The sequence below is a fragment of the Pseudomonas sp. Teo4 genome (genome assembly GCF_034387475.1).
In the GTDB taxonomy this organism is placed as follows: domain Bacteria; phylum Pseudomonadota; class Gammaproteobacteria; order Pseudomonadales; family Pseudomonadaceae; genus Aquipseudomonas.
Map to the genome: position 1 here is coordinate 748,268 of NZ_JAXCIL010000002.1, position 19,931 is coordinate 768,198.

General features: G+C 62.2%; 17 protein-coding genes. 8 read left to right on the forward strand and 9 right to left on the reverse strand.

Translation table 11 applies throughout. From position 1 onward, the window contains the following. Positions 1 to 25: 25 nt before the first annotated feature. Both PspTeo4_RS19730 and PspTeo4_RS19735 read right to left on the reverse strand, forming a co-directional pair. A complete protein-coding gene (locus PspTeo4_RS19730; RefSeq protein WP_322365610.1) occupies positions 26 to 880 on the reverse strand; it encodes a sulfurtransferase in 855 nt (284 codons plus the stop codon). Between the two features lie 34 nt (positions 881 to 914). Continuing rightward, positions 915 to 1,580, reverse strand: coding sequence for a TetR/AcrR family transcriptional regulator (locus tag PspTeo4_RS19735; protein WP_322365611.1), 666 nt, complete (start codon positions 1,578 to 1,580; stop codon positions 915 to 917). Positions 1,581 to 1,718: 138 nt separating this feature from the next. Between PspTeo4_RS19735 and PspTeo4_RS19740 the strand changes: the two genes are divergently transcribed. The 5 genes from PspTeo4_RS19740 (at position 1,719) to PspTeo4_RS19760 (ending at position 6,218) form a co-directional block, all read left to right on the forward strand. Then, positions 1,719 to 3,149 carry a coniferyl aldehyde dehydrogenase gene (locus PspTeo4_RS19740; protein WP_322365612.1) on the forward strand — a complete coding sequence of 477 codons (1,431 nt, stop codon included), beginning with the start codon at positions 1,719 to 1,721 and terminating at the stop codon, positions 3,147 to 3,149. 10 nt (positions 3,150 to 3,159) lie between these two features. Then, complete coding sequence (locus PspTeo4_RS19745; protein WP_322365613.1) at positions 3,160 to 3,645, forward strand: twin-arginine translocation pathway signal protein; 486 nt, start codon at positions 3,160 to 3,162, stop codon at positions 3,643 to 3,645. Between the two features lie 24 nt (positions 3,646 to 3,669). After that, a complete protein-coding gene (locus tag PspTeo4_RS19750; RefSeq protein ID WP_322365614.1) occupies positions 3,670 to 5,268 on the forward strand; it encodes a GMC family oxidoreductase in 1,599 nt (532 codons plus the stop codon). A 111-nt stretch (positions 5,269 to 5,379) separates the two neighbouring features. Next, on the forward strand, positions 5,380 to 5,859 hold the full coding sequence (coaD, locus tag PspTeo4_RS19755) for a pantetheine-phosphate adenylyltransferase (protein ID WP_322365615.1): 480 nt from the start codon (positions 5,380 to 5,382) through the stop codon (positions 5,857 to 5,859). A 107-nt stretch (positions 5,860 to 5,966) separates the two neighbouring features. Beyond that, the gene (locus tag PspTeo4_RS19760; RefSeq protein ID WP_016489663.1) at positions 5,967 to 6,218 is read left to right on the forward strand and encodes a YfhL family 4Fe-4S dicluster ferredoxin; all 252 of its coding nucleotides are present in this window, start codon (positions 5,967 to 5,969) and stop codon (positions 6,216 to 6,218) included. A gap of 93 nt (positions 6,219 to 6,311) precedes the next feature. On the opposite strand, the gene mutM is transcribed toward PspTeo4_RS19760, so the two are convergent. Both mutM and PspTeo4_RS19770 read right to left on the reverse strand, forming a co-directional pair. Then, a complete protein-coding gene (mutM, locus tag PspTeo4_RS19765; RefSeq protein WP_322365617.1) occupies positions 6,312 to 7,124 on the reverse strand; it encodes a bifunctional DNA-formamidopyrimidine glycosylase/DNA-(apurinic or apyrimidinic site) lyase in 813 nt (270 codons plus the stop codon). 3 nt (positions 7,125 to 7,127) lie between these two features. Beyond that, positions 7,128 to 7,943, reverse strand: coding sequence for an HDOD domain-containing protein (locus tag PspTeo4_RS19770; RefSeq protein WP_322366900.1), 816 nt, complete (start codon positions 7,941 to 7,943; stop codon positions 7,128 to 7,130). 274 nt (positions 7,944 to 8,217) lie between these two features. Here PspTeo4_RS19770 and PspTeo4_RS19775 point away from each other — a divergent pair, with 274 nt between their 5' ends. After that, the gene (locus PspTeo4_RS19775) at positions 8,218 to 9,414 is read left to right on the forward strand and encodes a class I SAM-dependent rRNA methyltransferase (RefSeq protein WP_322365618.1); all 1,197 of its coding nucleotides are present in this window, start codon (positions 8,218 to 8,220) and stop codon (positions 9,412 to 9,414) included. A gap of 138 nt (positions 9,415 to 9,552) precedes the next feature. Here the strand turns inward: PspTeo4_RS19775 and mgtE are convergent, their stop codons facing one another. Continuing rightward, positions 9,553 to 10,608: a magnesium transporter gene (mgtE, locus tag PspTeo4_RS19780; RefSeq protein ID WP_322365620.1), complete on the reverse strand. Its 1,056-nt coding sequence runs from the start codon at positions 10,606 to 10,608 to the stop codon at positions 9,553 to 9,555. Positions 10,609 to 11,087: 479 nt separating this feature from the next. Here mgtE and ilvD point away from each other — a divergent pair, with 479 nt between their 5' ends. Then, positions 11,088 to 12,929 carry a dihydroxy-acid dehydratase gene (gene ilvD / locus PspTeo4_RS19785; protein WP_322365621.1) on the forward strand — a complete coding sequence of 614 codons (1,842 nt, stop codon included), beginning with the start codon at positions 11,088 to 11,090 and terminating at the stop codon, positions 12,927 to 12,929. Between the two features lie 167 nt (positions 12,930 to 13,096). Here ilvD and PspTeo4_RS19790 read toward each other — a convergent pair whose 3' ends face one another. Continuing rightward, positions 13,097 to 14,155 (reverse strand): haloacid dehalogenase-like hydrolase, encoded by a 1,059-nt coding sequence (locus tag PspTeo4_RS19790; protein ID WP_322365622.1) that lies wholly within the window; start codon positions 14,153 to 14,155, stop codon positions 13,097 to 13,099. Between the two features lie 241 nt (positions 14,156 to 14,396). Here PspTeo4_RS19790 and PspTeo4_RS19795 point away from each other — a divergent pair, with 241 nt between their 5' ends. Next, positions 14,397 to 15,788 carry an L-cystine transporter gene (locus PspTeo4_RS19795; RefSeq protein ID WP_322365623.1) on the forward strand — a complete coding sequence of 464 codons (1,392 nt, stop codon included), beginning with the start codon at positions 14,397 to 14,399 and terminating at the stop codon, positions 15,786 to 15,788. A 105-nt stretch (positions 15,789 to 15,893) separates the two neighbouring features. On the opposite strand, the gene PspTeo4_RS19800 is transcribed toward PspTeo4_RS19795, so the two are convergent. From PspTeo4_RS19800 to PspTeo4_RS19810, 3 genes are all read right to left on the reverse strand, one after another. Further along, positions 15,894 to 18,278 carry a TonB-dependent siderophore receptor gene (locus tag PspTeo4_RS19800; protein WP_416196967.1) on the reverse strand — a complete coding sequence of 795 codons (2,385 nt, stop codon included), beginning with the start codon at positions 18,276 to 18,278 and terminating at the stop codon, positions 15,894 to 15,896. 129 nt (positions 18,279 to 18,407) lie between these two features. After that, positions 18,408 to 19,376: a FecR family protein gene (locus PspTeo4_RS19805; protein ID WP_322365624.1), complete on the reverse strand. Its 969-nt coding sequence runs from the start codon at positions 19,374 to 19,376 to the stop codon at positions 18,408 to 18,410. Beyond that, on the reverse strand, positions 19,373 to 19,906 hold the full coding sequence (locus tag PspTeo4_RS19810) for an RNA polymerase sigma factor (RefSeq protein WP_322365625.1): 534 nt from the start codon (positions 19,904 to 19,906) through the stop codon (positions 19,373 to 19,375). Before PspTeo4_RS19810 ends, PspTeo4_RS19805 begins: the two co-directional genes overlap by 4 nt. Between the last annotated feature and the right edge of the window lie 25 nt (positions 19,907 to 19,931).

A 19,931-nucleotide genomic window follows, 5' to 3' on the forward strand; every position in this document is an offset into this window, starting at 1 on the left:
GGCACAGGCACCACAGGCTCCTTGCTCAATCCCCGGTCGCCACCTCACGCTGCGGATCATTGATCCACTCGCTCCAGGACCCCGCATATAGCCGCCCCATTGGATACCCTGCCAGCGCCAGGGCAAACAAGTTGTGGCACGCCGTCACGCCCGAGCCGCAGTAAGCCACAAGTTGCTCTGGCGCACGCCCTGCCAGTTTCTCGGCAAAGCGCTGCTTTAGCTGATCGACCGACAAGAAGCGCCCATCAGCGCCGATATTGTCAGTAAATGCCGCGCACTGAGCGCCTGGAATGTGCCCTGCCACTGGGTCGATCGGTTCCATCTCACCCCGAAAACGTGGCAATGCACGGGCATCGATCAGGGTCAGGTCAGGATTACCCAAACGCTTGGCCAAGTGCTCTGCATCGATCAGCAGCTTCATGTCTGGCTCACCGATGAACGAGCCCTCGCGCTTGGGCGGCGAATCCAGGCTCAGCGGCTGGTGCGCTGCGTGCCAGGCTTTCAGGCCGCCATCGAGAATGTACACATCATTGCGCTTGCCCAGCCAGGCCAACAACCACCACGCCCGAGCGGCAAACGCACCAGGGCCGTCATCGTACAGCACCACACTGCTGTCATCGTTCAGGCCCCACTCGCGCAAGCGCTCGGCCAGTCGGCGCGGGTCGGGCAATGGGTGACGGCCTGTCTTGCCCTTGGTCACAGGGCCGCTCAGGTCACGCTCCAGATCGGCAAAGTGCGCCCCGGCAATATGCCCCTCGGCGTAGCTGCGCTGACCGTAATCGACATCTTCCAGAGCAAAACGACAATCGAGGATCACCAAATCGGGCGAGTCCAAACGCTCGGCCAACTGCTGCGGGGTGATCAATTGCGCTAGGGGCATGGTTGTCTCCTGAACAATGGCAAATAGGCCCTGATCATGGCTCCAGGGCTTGATTGAACGGTACATGGAATTCCTGGCACAGCGCATTCACGGCATTGCGCGCCTCACAAGTCACGAACCCCAGCTCCAGCACCAGTACCTGATAGACGCCGCGCTTGAAGGCTTCTTCACCCAGATGCGCGGAATGTTCGCGGGTGGTACTGAGAAAACGAACCCAGGAGGTCAGCACGATCCAGGCATTGATGGTCAGCGACTCGATCTGCGCGGGTTCCATGGTCAGGATCCCAGCGTCGACAAAACCCCGGTAAATCGCCTGCCCCTGGCGCAGACAGCGCTCGGAAAACCGCCGATAGCGGGCGGCCAGCTCTGGGTCGCTTTCAAGCAGGTGCTCCAGGTCGCGGTGCAGGAAGCGGTAGTTCCACATCGCAGCAAGCAGCGCCTTGAGGTAGAAACGTTTGTCTTCCACTGTGGCCGAGCGGCCCTGGGGGGGACGCAGGAAACTGTCCACCAGCTCTTCGTACTGGCTGAACAACAGGGCGATGATCGCCTGCTTGTTGGGAAAGTGGTAGTAGAGGTTGCCTGGTGAAATTTCCATGTACGCAGCAATGTGGTTGGTGCTCACGCTGCGTTCGCCCTGCTGGTTGAACAGCTCCAGGCTGCTCTGCACGATGCGCTCTCGGGTCTTAATGCGCGGGGCCATGCTCAGCTCCCAGTCAGTGGGCTTCCATTAAGGGTGCATATTACGGTGTATGACGCTGGATAACCGCTTGAAATTTTCGTACCAACGTCCGAATTAGAGTATAGGCTCTAGAGAAATTCAGCTCTTGCCGGAGTCGACATGACCTCACCGATCACTTTGCCTCTCGTGAATTCGGACATCGACCTGGCGGTGACGTTCGCCGCCCAGCGCCAGGCGTTTGCAGGCAACCCCATGCCACCTGCAGCACAGCGACGACAATGGCTCAGGAGCCTGCGCGAAGCACTGCTGGCAGACCAGGCCAAATTGATCGAGGCCATTGACGCAGACTTCAGCGGCCGCAGTGCCGACGAGACACTGCTGGCTGAACTACTGCCGTCGGTGCAAGGCTTGCGCCACGCTGAGCGCCACCTGCAGCGCTGGATGCGCCCCAGCCGCAGGACGGTAGGCCTGGCATTCCAGCCGGCCAGTGCAAAAGTGCTGTATCAACCCCTGGGTGTAGTCGGCATCATCGTGCCCTGGAACTACCCGCTGTTTCTCGCTATCGGCCCGCTCACCTGCGCCTTGGCCTCAGGTAACCGCGTGATGCTCAAGCTCAGCGAAGCCACGCCCGCCAGCGCTCAAGTGCTGAAAGCACTGCTGGAGCGGGTGTTTCCCAGCGACCTGGTCAGTGTGGTGCTTGGCGAGGTGGAGGTCGCCCAAGCGTTTGCCCGCTTGCCGTTCGACCATTTGCTGTTTACCGGCGCCACCAGTGTCGGACGTCACGTCATGCTGGCCGCAGCCCACAACCTGACCCCGGTGACCCTGGAACTGGGTGGCAAGTCGCCAGCCATCGTCTCGGCCACGGTACCGCTGGACACGGCCGCAGAGCGCATCGCATTCGGCAAGACTCTCAATGCCGGGCAAACCTGCGTCGCACCGGACTACGTTCTGGTCCCCCGTAACCGTCTCGACGCTTTCGCTGACGCCTACCGCCGCGCCGTTCACAGGCTTTACCCGAGAATTGCAGACAACAGCGACTACAGCGCCATCATCAATCCCCGGCAACTGCAACGCCTGCAAGGCTTGCTCGATGACGCACGGGACAAAGGCGCGCAGGTGCTCGACTTGTACCCTGACGAACCCCGGCAGGGCCGTCGCCTGCCTCCACACCTGCTGCAGGGTGTGAATGACGACATGACCGTGATGCAGGACGAAATCTTCGGTCCACTGCTGCCCGTCGTGCCCTACGACAGCCTCGACGACGCGCTCAGCTACATCAATCAGCGCCCACGCCCACTGGCGCTGTACTACTTCGGCTACGAGCGCGCCGAGCAAGAGCACGTCTTGCGCCACAGCCACTCTGGCGGGGTCTGCCTGAACGATACCCTGCTGCACGTTGCGCAGGACGACCTGCCCTTCGGTGGCGTCGGCCCCTCCGGCATGGGTCACTACCACGGCCGCGAAGGGTTCCTGACCTTCAGCAAGGCCAAGGCAGTGCTGGCCAAGCAGCGGCTGAATACCGCTCGGCTGATCTACCCGCCTTACGGCAAAGCCTTGCAACGCCTGATCTACAAACTGTTCATCCGCTGAGTCCTTGCCTATGCACCGCCGCGATCTGCTGCGTTTCAGCCTGGGCGCCAGCGTGTTTCTGACCACCGCCAGCCTGGTCGGCTGTACGGCTCAGTCCCCCGCGCCAGGCTTCAGTACCCTGCGCAATGACGACCTTCCAGTGCTGCGCGCACTCATTCCGGTTGTGCTCGCCGGCACCCAGGCCGCCCAGGAGCTGGTTCTGCATAGCCTTGACCACAAGCTGGCGGCACTGTCGCCGGAGATGCTCAAGCTCACTCGGCAGCTGTTCGATGTACTCAGCCTGCCCCTCACCCGCGGCCCGCTGACCGGAGTGTGGGGCAGCTGGGAACAGGCCGGCGCCGAGCAGGTGAGCGCCTTCCTGCAACGCTGGCAGGACAGCTCTCTGAATCTGCTGCGCATGGGCCACGCTTCACTGCTGCAACTGCTGCTCATGGCCTGGTATGAACGCCCTGAAGCCTGGGCCGCCTGCGGCTACCCTGGCCCGCCGAAGATCTGAACCCCTACAACAAGAGCATCGCCAATGCCTGTCATCGACCCGTTTCGCCAAGGCCTCGAACGCGGCTGGATCACCCACGACGGCTCGCGCCTGGAGCAAGACCTGAGCCTGCAGGCCGATATCGCCGTGATCGGCAGCGGTGCTGGTGGCGCCACCAGCGCGCAAATGCTTGCGGCTGCGGGGTTCAAAGTGCTGTTGATCGAGGAAGGCCCGCTCAAGACCAGCAGTGATTTCCACCTTCTGGAAGATGAGGCCTACTCCAGCCTGTATCAGGAGGGGCTGGGGCGGATGAGCAAGGATGGCGCCATCACCATTCTCCAGGGGCGCGCCGTAGGCGGCACCACGCTGGTCAACTGGACCTCCAGCTTCCGTACACCGCCACAGACCCTGGCGCACTGGGCCAAGGAACACAGCGTGAAGGGCCTGGCAGAGGACGAGCTGAAACCGTGGTTCGAGCGCGTGGAACAGCAACTGGGAATTACGCCTTGGGCCATGCCCCCAAACGCCAACAACGACGTGCTGCGCCGTGGCTGTGAAAGCTTGGGCTACCGCTGGGCGGTGATCCCACGCAACGTGCGTGGCTGCTGGAACCTGGGTTATTGCGGCATGGGCTGCCCGGTCAACGCCAAGCAGTCGATGCTGGTAACCCATATTCCGGCCACCCTCGATAATGGGGGCGAGCTGCTCTACCTGGCGCGGGCCGTGCGTTTCGAGCACAACGGCGAGCACATCACGCAGTTGCAGTGCCAGGCACTCGGCGCTCAGGGTGTGCACCCCAACGGCCGGCAAATAAGCGTTCGCGCCCGACACTACATCCTTGCCGGCGGTGGCATCAACAGCCCCGCCCTGCTGCTGCGCTCACAGGCGCCTGACCCGCACAGGCGCCTGGGCAAACGCACCTTCCTGCACCTGGTCAACTTCAGCGCGGCGCGCTTCAGTGCACGCATCGACCCCTACTATGGTGCTCCGCAATCCATTTACAGCGACCACTTCCAGTGGCAGGACGGCACCGACGGCCCTGTCGGCTACAAACTGGAGGTACCACCCTTGCACCCAGCCCTGGCCAGCACTCTACTGGGCGGCTACGGCACCGAAAACGCCCAGCGCATGGCGGACCTGCCCCATACCCATGTCATGCTGGCGCTGCTGCGTGACGGTTTTCACCCGCAAAGCCCTGGAGGGGAGGTGGAACTGCGCGGTGACGGCTCGCCCGTGCTCGATTACCCAATCACCGACTACCTGCGGGATGGCCTGCGACGGGCCTACCGCAGCATGGCACAGATCCAGTTCGCCGCCGGAGCGGCGCAGGTTGCCCCCGTGCATGGCGATGCGCGCTGTGTCGACAACCTGCAACAGGCCCTGGCCCAGATCGACGGCCTGCGCCTGGAACCCTTCCGTACCCGCCTGGGCAGCGCCCATGTCATGGGCGGCTGCGCACTGGGCGAAGACCCACGTCAAGCGGTGTGCGACAGCCTGGGTCGGCACCATCAGCTGGAAAACCTGTCGATTCACGACGGCTCACTGTTTCCCACCAGCATTGGCGCCAACCCGCAGCTGTCGGTCTACGCCCTCAGCGCAAAGCTCACCGATGCCTTGATTGCCCGACTGGCACGGGGCGCATGACAACTTGTACCCCCTCTGTCTATAGTGCCAACTTCCGGCCGCGCGACTTGGCCGGGCGCAGTCGCTGCGCTACCATCCGACTCCCCAACGCACTCCAGCCAGGATGACGCGATGAACCGAGTGTTGTACCCGGGTACTTTCGACCCCATTACCAAGGGCCATGGCGACCTGGTCGAGCGCGCTTCGCGCCTGTTCGACCACGTGATCATCGCTGTGGCGGCCAGCCCCAAGAAAAACCCCCTGTTCCCCTTGGAACAACGGGTAGAGCTGGCTCGTGAGGTCACCAAGCACCTGCCCAATGTCGAAGTCATCGGCTTCTCCACCCTGTTGGCGCATTTCGCCAAAGAGAAGAATGCCAACGTCTTCCTGCGTGGCCTGCGTGCAGTGTCCGACTTCGAATACGAATTCCAGCTGGCGAACATGAACCGGCAGCTGGCGCCCGACGTCGAAAGCCTGTTCCTGACGCCTTCGGAGCGGTATTCGTTCATTTCCTCGACGCTGGTTCGGGAAATTGCGGCACTGGGCGGCGACATCAGCAAGTTCGTCCACCCGGCGGTCGCCGAGGCCCTGACCGAGCGCTTCAAGAAGTAAGACCCGCACCAGGCATTCGCGCCCGCGTGCACTGCGGGCGCGAATGCGGCACAATTGTGCCTACCGCGTTGAACATGCCCGGGCGATGAGCCCCGGCCGGAGTCCCCATGTCCCTGATCATCACCGACGATTGCATCAACTGCGACGTCTGCGAACCCGAGTGCCCGAACGAGGCCATCTCTCAAGGCGAAGAGATCTACGTGATCGACCCCAACCTGTGCACCCAGTGCGTAGGCCACTATGACGAGCCGCAATGCCAGCAGGTCTGCCCGGTCGACTGCATCCCGCTGGATGAAGCCCACCCGGAGACCGAAGAACAGCTGATGGCCAAGTACCGCCGGATCACGGGTAAAGACTGATACCGCTATCGCCGGCAAGCCGGCTCCCACAGCGCTCTCACCGCACCTGTAGGAGCCGGCTTGCCGGCGATCTGGCCCTTCTGGCCCTCAAGATCAGCGCTGACAGCGTGGGCAGAACACACTCGCCCGCTGCCCCAGCTTCACCTCACGCAAGGTCGTGCCACATACCTTGCACGGCATCTCGCCTCGTCCATAAACGAACAATTCCTGCTGGAAGTAGCCCGGCTGTCCGTCGCCACCAATAAAGTCGCGCAGGGTCGTGCCACCTTGCTCGATAGCCGCCGCCAGCACGCGCTTGATCTCGATGGCCAGCCGCAGGTAGCGCGCCCGGGAAATACCGCCCGCCTCACGGCGCGGGTCGATACCGGCGGCAAATAGCGCCTCGGTGGCGTAAATGTTGCCCACCCCTACCACCACCGCGTTGTCCATGATGAACGGCTTCACCGCCATCGAACGCCCGCGCGACAGCTGGAACAGACGCTCGCCATCGAACAGGTCGGTCAGCGGCTCCGGCCCCAGGCGCAGCAACAACTCGTGATTGAACGGGTCGAGGCTCCAGAGCATCGCACCGAAGCGCCGCGGGTCGGTGTAGCGCAGCATCAAGCCGGACTCCAGCTCGATGTCGACATGTTCGTGCTTGGCAGCTGGCAGGCCCAGCTCCACCAGACGCAAATTACCGGACATGCCCAAGTGGCTGATCAAGGTCCCGACTTCAGCATTGATCAGCAGGTACTTGGCCCGTCGATCGACGCTGACAATGCGCTGGCCCGACAGGCGCACATCCAGATCTTCGGGGATCGGCCAGCGCAACCGCCGGTCGCGCACCACAACACGACTGACGCGCTGCCCGACCAGATGGGGTTCGATACCGCGCCGGGTCGTTTCGACTTCTGGCAACTCCGGCATGGATCAGTGCCCCATCTCGCGCAGGGTCTGCTTGAGGTTCTCGAAGTCGTACTCCGACAACCCGATGTAATCGAGCACCAGCGGGCCGACTACATTCCACTCATGATCGACGGCCTGGTTGCCCAACACCCGGTGGGAGGCACAGATATGCTCGGCCATCTTCAGAACCGCCAGCAGGTTCTTCAGCTGGGTCTGGGTATTGCGCGAGGACTCATCGCGGAACACCGCCAAGGCGTTGTGATGGTTGGCGATGGCCGCGCTGATGTGTTCCGGCAGACGCCAGGATTTGGCGGTGAAGTAGCCGACCACCGAATGGTTGGTGTTGAAGGCCCGGTTTTCGGTATCGACCACACGGGTTTCTTCGCCGGCCTTGGCGTAGGCCTCTTCAAGCACATCCATGTAATCTGGGAAGCGCTTGAGCATCAGCGGTACGCCGCAATCATGGAACAAGCCGAGCGTGTAAGCCTCGTCCACGGCCTGAATACCGGTACGTTTGGCCAGCGTCAGACAGGTCATGGCCACATCCTGGGCGGTGTCCCAGAAGCGGTTGAGGGTGACGATGGTCTCGTCGCTCATTTCGCCCTTGATGGACTGGGCGTTGATCAGGTTGATGATCGAGCGGCTGCCCAACAGGTTCACCGCACGCTGGATCGAACCGATCTTGTTGGAAAGGCCGAACTGTGGGGAATTCACCAGTTTCAGCAAGGCCCCTGAGAGGCCGGGGTCCTGGGAAATCAGCTTGGCGATGGTTTCCAGGTCCGGGTCAGGCATGTACTGCTCGAACTGCAAATCGACCATGATTTGCGGTTGCGGCGGAATGGTGATGCCTTGCAAGGCTTGCTGGATCTGTTCGGCGCTGAGTTCTTGGGACATGCGTGCATACTCGTGAAGTTCGGAGGGATTCTAACCCAGATAATCAGCACCTAGTCCGGCGCAATCCTGTGGGAACAACTGTCTTGCTCGGTTTCTAGAAAGCTGTGCGATCCCTGTGGGAGCCGGCTTGCCGGCGATTGGGGCCACCACTTGGTCGCGCCCTACACCGGACCCCGTAGCAAAAGGATATAATCCCGCTCTTTTTTCCCGGAGCGACGTCATGTCCCTGCCCAGCCTTCGCCTCAAAGCCAATGCCGACCGCCGCCTGCGTGCCGGCCACCTGTGGGTCTACAGCAATGAAGTCGACGTAAGCGCGACCCCGCTGCAAGGCCTGCAGGCCGGGCAGCAGGCGGTTCTGGAGGCAGCCAACGGCAAGCCCCTGGGCATCGTGGCACTGAGCCCGAACAACCTGATTTGCGCCCGCCTGCTGTCGCGCGATGCCAAGCTGCCGCTGGACAAGTCGCTGCTGGTCCACCGCTTGAACGTCGCACTGTCCCTGCGCGAGCGCCTGTTCGACAAGCCTTGCTACCGCCTGGTATACGGCGACTCCGATCTGCTGCCGGGCCTGGTGGTGGACCGATTCTTCGACATCCTCGTGGTCCAGCTGGCTTCGGCCACCATGGAACAGCACAAGGATGACGTCATTGCAGCCTTGGTCCAGGTGCTCAAGCCCAGCGGCATTCTGTTCAAGAACGACTCCGCTGCCCGTGACGCCGAAGGCCTGCAGCGCTACGTCGAAACGGTCTACGGCGAAGTCCCGGACTGGGTTGCGCTGGAAGAGAACGGCGTGAAATTCGAAGCCCCCGTGCGTGAAGGCCAGAAAACCGGCTGGTTCTACGACCACCGCATGAACCGCGCGCGCCTGGCCCCCTACGTGAAAGGCAAGCGCGTACTCGACCTGTTCAGCTACATCGGCGGCTGGGGTGTGCAAGCCGGCGCATTCGGCGCCAGCGAAGTGTTCTGCGTTGACGCCTCGGGCTTTGCCCTGGACGGCGTGGAGCGCAACGCTGCACTGAACGGCATCAGCGAGAAGCTGACCTGCATCGAAGGCGATGTGTTCGAGGCTTTGCGTGAGCTGAAGGCCGCCGAAGAGCGTTTCGACGTGATCATTGCCGACCCACCCGCCTTCATCAAGCGCAAGAAAGACCTGAAGAACGGTGAAGCGGCTTACCGCCGCCTCAACGAACAGGCCATGCGCATGCTGACCAAGGACGGCATTCTGGTCAGCGCCTCGTGCTCCATGCACCTGCCTGAAGACGACCTGCACAACATCCTGCTGACCAGCGCCCGCCACCTCGACCGCAATATGCAGCTGCTCGAACGCGGCGGCCAAGGTCCGGACCACCCGGTACACCCGGCCATTGCCGAAACCCGCTACATCAAGAGCATTACCTGCCGATTGCTGCCTAACAGCTGATTCAGCCCGCTACCTGAGGGCTGGGCAGTACCTGTGGGAGCGGGTTTACCCGCGAAAGCGTCGGTGATTTCACCCTCGTATTCGCGGGTAAACCCGCTCCCACAATGCCGTTTATTGGCCTGAAGGGGATTTGGCCGGTCAGATCTCCAGCACGTACGAAGCAATCCCGAAATACACCAGCACCCCCGCTGCATCGGCAATCGAGGTCACCAGCGGACCGCTGGCCGTGGCCGGGTCAAGCTTCAGCCTGGTGAACATGAATGGCAGGCTCATGCCGATCAGGCTACCCACCAGCACGATCACCAGCATGCTGCTGGCAACGATCACGGCGATGTCCGGGCCACCGCGCAGAACGCCAAGTGATGCCACCGCCACAGCCATGGTCCCTCCCAGCGCCAGCGCAACCCCACATTCACGCCCGAGCATGCGCAGCCAGTCGCGCATCATCACTTCTCCTGTCGCCAACCCCCGGACCATCAAGGTCGCCGACTGCGCCCCAGCGTTGCCGCCGCTGTCTACCAGCAGGGGCAGGAAGAACACCAGAGCGATATGCGCGGCGATGGTTTCCTCGAAAGCAGCAATGCCAGCCCCCGAAAACAAGTTGCCGAACACCAGCAACACCAGCCATAGCACCCGCTTGCGGTACAGCAGGCCGACGGTGGCATCCCGGAGGTTGCCGACATGGTTAGTGATCGACGCCCCTTTGTGGAAGTCTTCGGTGGCTTCTTCTACCACCACATCGAGCGCGTCGTCACAGGTCACGATACCCACCAGGCGCCCCACCTCGTCGAGTACCGGCACCGCCAGCAAGTCATGCTCACGGATCAGGCGGGCGACCTCTTCCCGGCGGGTGCTGGTGCAGGCACAAATGACGCTGCGCACCATGATGTGCTCGATAGGCTGGTCGGGCGCGGCCAGGATCAGCTCGCGCAGAGAAAGAGTCCCTACCAGGTTGCGCCGCTCGTCGAGCACATAGGACTGGTAGATCGTTTCGGCATCGGCCGCTTCCCGACGCAGCATGTCGATGGCCTGGCTGGCACTCAGGCCGGCGTCCAGGCTCGAATACTCGCTGGTCATCAGGTGGCCCGCGGTGCCCTCGGGGTATCCGTCAGGATGCAGCAGGTCATTGCGCCGCGCCTGGGCGGCCTGGCGCAGATCGAAGGGTGAAACGTGAACATCGGAAACGTGGTGCATGAGGTTCTCCAGGCGCCGACCCAGGCGCCCACAGACCTCAGTCACATGGACTCAAGCCTTCGGCAGCCCTGGCGACGGCGCGCTCAGTGCCAATTTGCAGGTTCGGTATGAACTGAAACTGGGAAGGTCCATTGAGGTCTTGTCTCGTGAAACCGCACATGCGGCGCGGCGGATCATAAGTAGCCATGGCGGGCCTGTCAGCCCCCTTGGCAGCGTTTCGGAAGGGTCCTACAAACGACCGGCCATGCGAGCAAAGCCACCGCCCAGACACATCGCCATTCCCTCAAGGCGCCAGCGGTGTAGAATCGACCTATTCATCGCCAGTCATCCCCGGCGGGTTTATGAGCTCTGGTCGAACTTGCGGCGATCCCGCAGTGTCTTCGGCCTCATCCGTGCCAGTGGCAACCGGCCTTCGGCGCAAAGGACAAGAGAAGCTCACTCCCCTTTTTGTGACCTGATTTAGCCGCCAGGAGTGCTTCATGCCTGATTATCGTTCCAAGACATCCACCCAAGGCCGCAACATGGCCGGCGCCCGTGCCCTGTGGCGCGCCACCGGGATGAAAGACGAAGACTTCAAGAAACCGATCATCGCCATCGCCAACTCGTTCACCCAGTTCGTCCCGGGCCACGTGCACCTGAAGGACCTGGGTCAGCTGGTTGCCCGCGAAATCGAACGTGCCGGTGGTGTGGCCAAAGAGTTCAACACCATCGCGGTCGACGACGGCATCGCCATGGGCCACGACGGCATGCTGTACTCCCTGCCGAGCCGCGAGATCATCGCCGACGCCGTGGAGTACATGGTCAACGCGCACTGCGCCGACGCCATCGTGTGCATTTCCAACTGCGACAAGATCACCCCCGGCATGCTGATGGCCGCCCTGCGCCTGAACATCCCGGTGATCTTCGTCTCCGGTGGCCCGATGGAGGCCGGCAAGACCAAGCTTGCCAGCCACGGCCTGGACCTGGTCGACGCCATGGTCATCGCCGCCGACTCGACGGCCAGCGACGAAAAAGTTGCCGAATACGAGCGCAGTGCCTGCCCGACCTGTGGTTCCTGCTCCGGCATGTTCACCGCCAACTCGATGAACTGCCTGACCGAAGCCCTGGGCCTCGCCCTGCCGGGCAACGGTTCGACCCTGGCCACCCACTCCGACCGCGAACAGCTGTTCCTCACCGCTGGCCGCACCATCGTCGAGCTGTGCAAGCGTTACTACGGCGAGAACGATGAGTCGGTGCTGCCGCGCAACATCGCCAACTTCAAGGCGTTCGAAAACGCCATGATGCTGGACATCGCCATGGGCGGTTCGACCAACACCATCCTGCACCTGCTGGCCGCGGCTCAGGAAGCCGAAGTGGCCTTCGACCTGCGCGACATCGACCGTCTGTCGCGCAAGGTGCCGCAACTGTGCAAAGTCGCGCCGAACATCCAGAAGTACCACATGGAAGACGTCCACCGCGCTGGCGGCATCTTCAGCATCCTCGGTTCGCTGGCCCGTGGCGGCCTGCTGCACACCGACCTGCCGACCGTGCACAGCCGCAGCATGGAAGAAGCCATCGCCAAATGGGACATCACCCAGACCGATGACGAAGCCGTGCATACCTTCTTCAAGGCTGGCCCGGCAGGCATCCCGACCCAGACTGCGTTCAGCCAGTCGACCCGTTGGGAAACCCTGGACGACGACCGTGCCGAAGGCTGTATCCGCAGCTTCGAGCATGCCTATTCGCAAGAAGGCGGCCTGGCCGTGCTGTACGGCAACATCGCCCTCGACGGCTGTGTGGTCAAGACCGCTGGCGTCGATGAGTCGATCCACGTGTTCGAAGGCACCGCGAAGATCTTCGAAAGCCAGGACAGCGCCGTTCGCGGCATTCTTGCCGACGAAGTGAAGGCAGGTGACATCGTCATCATCCGCTACGAAGGCCCGAAAGGCGGCCCGGGCATGCAGGAAATGCTCTACCCGACCTCGTACCTGAAGTCCAAAGGCCTGGGCAAGGCCTGCGCCCTGCTCACCGACGGCCGCTTCTCTGGCGGTACCTCGGGCCTGTCGATCGGCCACGCCTCGCCAGAGGCCGCTGCCGGTGGTGCCATTGGCCTGGTTCGCGATGGCGACAAGATCCTCATCGACATCCCCAACCGTTCGATCAACCTGCTGGTCAGCGACGAAGAGCTGGCTGAACGTCGCGTCGAGCAGGACAAGAAGGGCTGGAAACCGGTTGAGGCGCGTCCACGCAAAGTGACCACCGCGCTCAAGGCCTACGCCCTGCTGGCGACCAGTGCCGACAAGGGTGCGGTGCGCAACAAGGCGATGCTCGAAGGGCTGTAAGGCTCGGAGGCATTGAAGACCGGCGCCTGGTGCGCCGGTTTTTTTTGCCCGCCCAGTCTGTTCGCGGGTAAACCCGCTCCCACAGGTACCCCACGGGCTCCGAGAGCGGTGAGGCTCCTGTGGGAGCGGGTTTACCCGCGAACAGGCCTGAACAGACAATAGCCGTCTTACTGAATCTGCTCCGGCGTCACGATCACCCAGTTCTTGTCCGCCGTCACCGGCAAACCTTCCTTGGCCTGTGCCGCCGCGTTCTTCGCGATCATCCCGTTGAGCTGGTCCATGTACTTGGCCTTGCGGTTTATCCACAGGTGGATACCGCCCTTGCTCACATCCACCCCATGGAACTGCATGTAGCCATCGCTCGTTGGCGTGTCACCACCCACCAGGACCGGCTTCTTCCACTGGTCGATGTACGTAAGAATCGCCGCCTGCTTGCCTGCCATCCAGGTGGCTGGGGTCCACAGGTAAGGGGTCAACTCCAACCCCTCATTGGCCTTGGCGTCATATTTGCCCTCGGTGATCTGCTTGCGCGCCGTGGTCAGCTGGCCACTGGCGCGGTCCTTGAGCAGCAAGCTCACGCCGATTACATTCTCAGGCTTCACGTTGTAACCGTACTTGGGGTCGGAGGCGACCATGCGCACCAGTTCTTCCGAGGCGGCCGAAATCACATAAACCTCGATACCGTTCTCCATCAACTTGTTGTACAGCTCAGCCTGGCCAGTGAAGACCTTGGGCGGCTGCACCTCGATGGTTTTTACCTGATCGCCTTCGTAGTAAGTACTGGGCACCGGTTTGCCAGAGGCCATGAGCTCATCGACCTGGACCTTCAGCTCTTTCAACGTGAACCCGGAAAACACCTGCGCCACCCACGGGTAGCAGACCATGTCGTCGATCTCGCACAGGCGGTAGTAGTAACTGAACAGGCTCTCCTTGTGCTCGGCGGTGTCCTTGAATGGAATCAGTTTGAGAGAAGGGTCGAGCTTGTCTCGCGAGAGCAACCCTTTGTTTTCCATGAACGGCAGCAGCGATTCTTCAAGGTCGAAGCGGTAGCTGGTGTTGTCCATGTCGAATACCGCGTAATTACCCTTGTTGGCGTTGGCGGCGATCATCGAATTCAGCTGTTTGGCCGCCTCCGCGGGCCAGTGCTTGAGCTCGGTTGCAGCCCAGGTTTCGACACTGAACAGCAGGGAAAGGCCAACGGCAAAAACTTTCGGAGCGAACTTCATGCACGCATCTCCTGAAATGATCGAAAAAAACTAGTCCAGAAATTCGCACGAGCCTCCCCCCACAACGACCTTCACACACCTGCAAACGTCGTGTTCATTGCCATCTGCGACATGCTGTTATTCCATAAACGACTATCTAAATTACATTTAGATATAAATTCGTTTGTTTTCAGGCTGTTAGCATTTCTGTTCGCAATCGCTCACAGAGGCGATGCCTCTTCTGCTTTTTCCTGGAGCTTCAATGAACCTGCCGTTGTCACTCAACCTGCTGGCGTTCCTGGCCTTGTTGCTGGGCCTGGCGCAAACCCGCCGCACCGACTGGAGCCTGGCCAAGAAGGTCCTGCTGGGCCTGGTGCTGGGCGTAGTGTTCGGCCTGGTGCTGCATACGCTTTACGGCGCGGGCCATCCAGTGCTCAAGGCCACCATCGGCTGGCTCGACCTGGTCGGCAATGGCTACGTCGGCTTGCTGCAGATGATCGTCATGCCGCTGATCTTCGCCTCGATCCTCAGCGCCGTGGCGCGCCTGCACAATGCCTCATCGCTCGGTCGCATCAGCGTACTCAGCATCGGCACCCTGCTGCTGACCACGGCCATTGCCGCGCTGATCGGCATCGCCCTGACCAACCTGTTCGGCCTGAGCGCCGAAGGCCTGGTGGCCGGAGTCCAGGAGAGCGCACGCCTGCAGGCCATCCACAGCGACTACGCAGGCAAGGTCGCCGACCTCAACATCCCGCAGCTGCTGCTGTCGTTCGTCCCCAGCAACCCGGTGGGCGACCTGGCCCGAGCCAAACCCACTTCGATCATCAGCGTGGTGATTTTCGCCGTGTTCGTCGGCCTGGCCGCATTGCAGCTGATCAAGGATGACGCCGAGAAGGGGTCGCGCGCACTATCGGCCATCGACACCCTGCAAGCCTGGGTGATGCGCCTGGTTCGCCTGGTCATGAAACTCACGCCTTATGGCGTGCTGGCACTGATGACCAAGGTGGTCGCCAGCTCCAACCTGGACGACATCCTCAAGCTCGGCAGTTTCGTGCTGGTGTCGTACCTTGGCCTGGGCCTGATGTTCGTGGTGCACGGCGTGATCCTGGCCATCACCGGTGTCAGCCCGCTGCGCTTCTTCCGCAAGGTCTGGCCAGTGCTGACCTTTGCCTTCACCAGCCGCTCCAGCGCCGCCAGCATCCCGTTGAACATCGAAGCGCAGACCCGTCGCCTGGGCGTCCCGCAATCGATCGCCAGCTTCAGCGCCTCGTTCGGCGCGACCATCGGCCAGAACGGCTGCGCCGGCCTGTACCCGGCGATGCTCGCAGTAATGGTCGCGCCAGCGGTGGGCATCGACACCTTCGATCCGCTGTGGATCGCCACCTTGGTTGCCATCGTCACCCTGAGTTCGGCGGGCGTTGCAGGCGTCGGCGGTGGCGCGACCTTCGCCGCGCTGATCGTGCTGCCGGCCATGGGCCTGCCAGTGGAGCTGGTGGCGCTGTTGATCTCGGTAGAGCCGCTGATCGACATGGGCCGCACGGCGCTGAACGTGAATGGCTCGATGACTGCGGGCGTGGTCACCAGCCAGCTGTTGAAAGAGACCGACAAGGCCGTGCTGGCCGGTGATCAGCATGCCGAGTTGAGCCACACCTAAGTCTGCCGGGGCTGCTCTGCAGCCCAATCGCTGGCAAGCCAGCTCCCACTCTTGATAGGAGCCGGCTTGTCGGCGATAGGGCCACAAGCCGCACAAGGCACCTGATCAGTAGCTGGCCCGAAGCGTCAGCGTCAGGTTGCGTGGCTCGCCATAGAAGTTCGACCCCCACGAACTGTCCACCCGATCGTAGTACTTGCGATCGAACAGGTTGTTGGCCGTCAGCGTCGCCGACAAATTACGGTTGAAGCGGTACCCGACCTGTGCCGTCGCCACGCTGTAACCGCCCTGGACGAAGTCCACATCACGCTTGTAGTAGGTGGCACTGACTGCCCGCACCCCGCCACCGACACTGAAACCTTCCAGCGGCCCGTCGCTGAATGCATAGCGCGTCCACAGGTTGAAGTTGTGCTTCGGGGTGATGGTGATGCCCTGATAGCTCTCGTCGCTCATCGACTTGAGCATCGTGAAGGCATAACCGGTGGCGATGCTCCAGTTATCGGTGATGTTTCCGGTCAGTTCGGTCTCCCATCCCTGGCTGCGCACTTTCGCCTGGGCCTCGTAGTAAGAGGTCTGCGAAACCAGCTGCGCGCGGTTCTCGTCGTAGATGCGAAACACTGCGACGCTGCCGTTCAGGCGGCCGTCGAGAAAGGACCGCTTGAGCCCCAGCTCGTACTGCTTGCCCTTGCGCGGATCGATAGGCTGGCCAAGGGAGTCCACCTCGGTCTGCGGCTTGAACACACTGGTGTAGCTGGCATAGGCCGACAACTCAGGTGTCAGCTTGGCTACCAGAGCCGCGTAGGGGATCACCTTGCGGTCGATGTTGGTTTCGGTGTTGGTGAAGTTGTTGAAAAAAGCGTTGGCATTACGCCCCTCGCTCTCGAACCAGGTAACCCGGCTGCCGACAATCACATCGAGCCAGTCGGTCACGTTGACCTTGCTGCGGGCGTACAGGCCGTACTGCTTGGATTTCGACCAGTTGCCATTGTCCATGGTGTAGTCGCGCTTGGGGATATCGATGCTGCCCGGGTCGAAGACATTGATGTCGAAGTACTCGCCACCACCGTAGGTGAAGTCCTTGTCCAGGTGCTGGTACTCCGCGCCGACGGTGAATTCATGCTCGCGGCCGAACGCCTGCACCGGCAAGGTGACGAAGCTGTCCAGGCCGAGGGTCTTGATATGGGTGTAGTAGGCATAGGCCACGGCGGAGCTGGCACCGGTCGCAGGGTCCACGGCGCCGTCGGTCCAGGTGAAATTGCGTGTTGGCGTCTCGGCATCGCGGTAACTGAGCGAGGTCTTGAACTGGCCGCCGTTATCCAGGGCATGATCCACTTCCAGGAAACCTTCCCAGACGCGCTCATCCATCTCGTTCCACTTGGCGTCGACGAAGGTCGAACGGCTGACATCCAGCAGCCTGCCATCGGCATAGGCCGGGAGGCCGAACGCCGGGGTGGAGTTATTACGCTGGTAAGCGCCGCCGAGCGAGACGGTGGTAGCCGGACTCAGGTCGTACTCCAGGCGGCCATAGACCATGGGGCGTTCGTTCTGTGCGTAGTCGACGAACGACTGGTTGTTTTCGTAAGCGGTCACGAAGCGCCCGCGCAGGGTGCCTTCGTCGTTGAGCGGCCCGGTGACGTCGATGCTTGAGTGATAACGGTCCCAGCTGCCCGCCGACAGTTCGCCGCTCAGGCCGAATTGCCCCAGTGCACGCTTGCGCACCAAGTTGATGGTACCGCCGGGTTCACCCGCGCCCTGATACAGCCCCGACGGCCCACGCAGAACCTCGACCCGGTCGTACATGGCCAGGTCGAAAGCCGTCGCCATATCGCCCTGGCCGGTGAGCTGCGACACACCGTCGACTTGCACCTGGTCGACCAGGAAGCCGCGGATGTACACATCGTTGAGGTTGGAGCCCGTGTTGTAGCTCTTGATCGTCGCCCCGGTAACCTGACGCATGGCGTCCTGCAGGCTGTTCATGTTCTGGTCGTCGAGCCGCTGGCGGGTGACCACGGACACCGACTGTGGAATGTCCTTGAGCTTCTGCTCGCCTTTACCGATGGTCAGGGCGCCAGTGGTATAGGACTGGCTACCTTCGGTAGTGGCGCCGAGCAATTGGCTGCTGACCGAGGTCGCCCCCAGTTGCAAGGCCGAATCGGCCTCGCCCTGGTTGCGGTCAAGAGTGACACTGTCGCCGTCTATGTAGGTTGCCCGCAGGCCGGTCCCCTGCAGAAGGCGTGCGAGCGCCTGGTCCTGTGGATAACTGCCACTCAGGCCCGGCGAGCGCAGTCCCTGAGTGAACTCGCCTGGGACCAGCACCTGAATCCGCGTCACCGAACTGAAGGCCGCCAGCGCCGAGTCCAGCGACTGCGGCGCGATCTCGAATCGGTAGACCTGCGCCTGAGCTGCTGCGCAGGCCAGATTCGGCGCGACGAGCGCGACGCTGCCCAGCGATATGGCCAGACCAAGCAGGGTCCGAGTGGCGGTGTTGTTCATCAGTGAAGCTCCCCGAATTCATCCAAGTCATGGAACTGCGCAGCACTGTCTGAGAGTGCTTATTATTTGCGCCTACCATTTCAAGGACGTCGCTTCACGGAAAAACCCTGAACATTTCTGAAAAAATTCTCAGCGCTCGCGCAATACCCGCAGATAAGGCGTGTACTGCTCGGCACGCAGGCTGAGTGTATGGGTCAATGCCTTGAGCACGGCATCTGGCTTGTCGATCTCGAACACCCCGGAAACCTTGCGCTGACGCAACTGCTCGCCGAAGACCAGGGTCTGACCTGACCAGTAGCGGTTCAACTGCGCCACCACCTCGCCCAGCGGTCGCTGGCTGAACACCAGCTGTCGCTGACGCCAGGCAAAGCCGCTGTTCAGGTCGAAGCTGTGGACCACACCCAGAGCCCCCGCACCGTACTCCACCGCCAGCCCCGGCTCGAGATACACGCTCGGGCCTTCACCGGCGCGTACTTCGACCTTGCCCTGGGCAACCTGCACGCGGGTCTGGTCGTCGTCGTGGGTCACACTGAAGCGCGTACCGACCACCCGAACCCATCCCTCGCCGGCACGCACCACGAACGGCCTTTCGGGGTCACGGGTCACTTCGAACCAGGCCTCGCCGCGAAGCAATCGAACCCTGCGCTCGCCTGGCTCCAAGGCCACCTGCACAGCGCTGTCGGTGTTCAACTGCAGTAAGGAACCATCGTCGAGCCTGATACTGCGCGATTCGCCCGTGGCAGTGGCATAGTCGGCACGCCACCGTTCAGGCCAAGGCGTTTGCGCAATCAGTAGCCCAAGCAGCAGCATCGCCGCCACCGCCCAGGGCCAGCGCCGTCGCTCAGCACCTCGCCAGGCCTGGCGTTGCTGCTGGCGAACCTGCCGGGCAGGCTCACGCAGCGCCCCAAGCAGCGCAATCACCTCATCCCAGGCCTGCGCCTGCTCCGGCCCCAAGGCCTGCCACTGGATGAACGCTAGCCGTTCCTCGGCCGTCACGTCCTCAGCCTGCAAACGGTAATACCAGGCCGTAGCCTGCTCGAACAGCGCTTCGCCTTGGTCGGCGTCAACGTTATGCGGATTCATGGGGTCGAAACTCATGGGCGTGATGTCCCGTTCTTGCCCGCCAACCGCGCCTTGATGAAGCCTCGGCAGTCGAGCAACGCCCGCCGCAGCTGGTACTCGACGCTACGCGGGGTGACATTCATGCGTTCGCCAATCTCGCGGTAGGTGCAGCCATCAACATGGTAAAGCAGAAAAATGTGCCGAGTCGCTTCTGGCAAAGCCTGAATTGCCGCCTGCATCAAGGCCTGCTCCTGCTGCTCGGCCAGCTGTTGCTCGGCCCCCGGCGCATCGCTGGCCAGCTCATCGCTGGGCTCACCGCCGTCCAGGCGTTCAGAGCGGATCGCCTGGCGCTGATGATCCCGGACCAGGTTGCTGGCGATGGTAAACAGGAAGGCCGGCAAGTTGTCGATCTTCTTGTCCGCAGGCAACCGCGCCAGACGCAGGAACGACTCCTGGGTCAGGTCGGCGGCTACCTGGGCATTGCCGGTGCGACGGGCGACGAAGGCCTCGAGCGCCTTTTTATGCTCCGTGAACAGACGGGCGATCTGCTTGTTCCATGAAGACACGATGCAACCTGCTCGGGTGTCGAGA

Coding starts and splice junctions, on each gene's coding strand:
- PspTeo4_RS19730 (WP_322365610.1), bottom strand. CDS start 880: ATGCCCCTAGCGCAATTGATCACCCCGCAGCAGTTGGCCGAGCGTTTG.
- PspTeo4_RS19735 (WP_322365611.1), bottom strand. CDS start 1,580: ATGGCCCCGCGCATTAAGACCCGAGAGCGCATCGTGCAGAGCAGCCTG.
- PspTeo4_RS19740 (WP_322365612.1), top strand. CDS start 1,719: ATGACCTCACCGATCACTTTGCCTCTCGTGAATTCGGACATCGACCTG.
- PspTeo4_RS19745 (WP_322365613.1), top strand. CDS start 3,160: ATGCACCGCCGCGATCTGCTGCGTTTCAGCCTGGGCGCCAGCGTGTTT.
- PspTeo4_RS19750 (WP_322365614.1), top strand. CDS start 3,670: ATGCCTGTCATCGACCCGTTTCGCCAAGGCCTCGAACGCGGCTGGATC.
- coaD (WP_322365615.1), top strand. CDS start 5,380: ATGAACCGAGTGTTGTACCCGGGTACTTTCGACCCCATTACCAAGGGC.
- PspTeo4_RS19760 (WP_016489663.1), top strand. CDS start 5,967: ATGTCCCTGATCATCACCGACGATTGCATCAACTGCGACGTCTGCGAA.
- mutM (WP_322365617.1), bottom strand. CDS start 7,124: ATGCCGGAGTTGCCAGAAGTCGAAACGACCCGGCGCGGTATCGAACCC.
- PspTeo4_RS19775 (WP_322365618.1), top strand. CDS start 8,218: ATGTCCCTGCCCAGCCTTCGCCTCAAAGCCAATGCCGACCGCCGCCTG.
- mgtE (WP_322365620.1), bottom strand. CDS start 10,608: ATGCACCACGTTTCCGATGTTCACGTTTCACCCTTCGATCTGCGCCAG.
- ilvD (WP_322365621.1), top strand. CDS start 11,088: ATGCCTGATTATCGTTCCAAGACATCCACCCAAGGCCGCAACATGGCC.
- PspTeo4_RS19790 (WP_322365622.1), bottom strand. CDS start 14,155: ATGAAGTTCGCTCCGAAAGTTTTTGCCGTTGGCCTTTCCCTGCTGTTC.
- PspTeo4_RS19795 (WP_322365623.1), top strand. CDS start 14,397: ATGAACCTGCCGTTGTCACTCAACCTGCTGGCGTTCCTGGCCTTGTTG.
- PspTeo4_RS19800 (WP_416196967.1), bottom strand. CDS start 18,278: ATGAACAACACCGCCACTCGGACCCTGCTTGGTCTGGCCATATCGCTG.
- PspTeo4_RS19805 (WP_322365624.1), bottom strand. CDS start 19,376: ATGAGTTTCGACCCCATGAATCCGCATAACGTTGACGCCGACCAAGGC.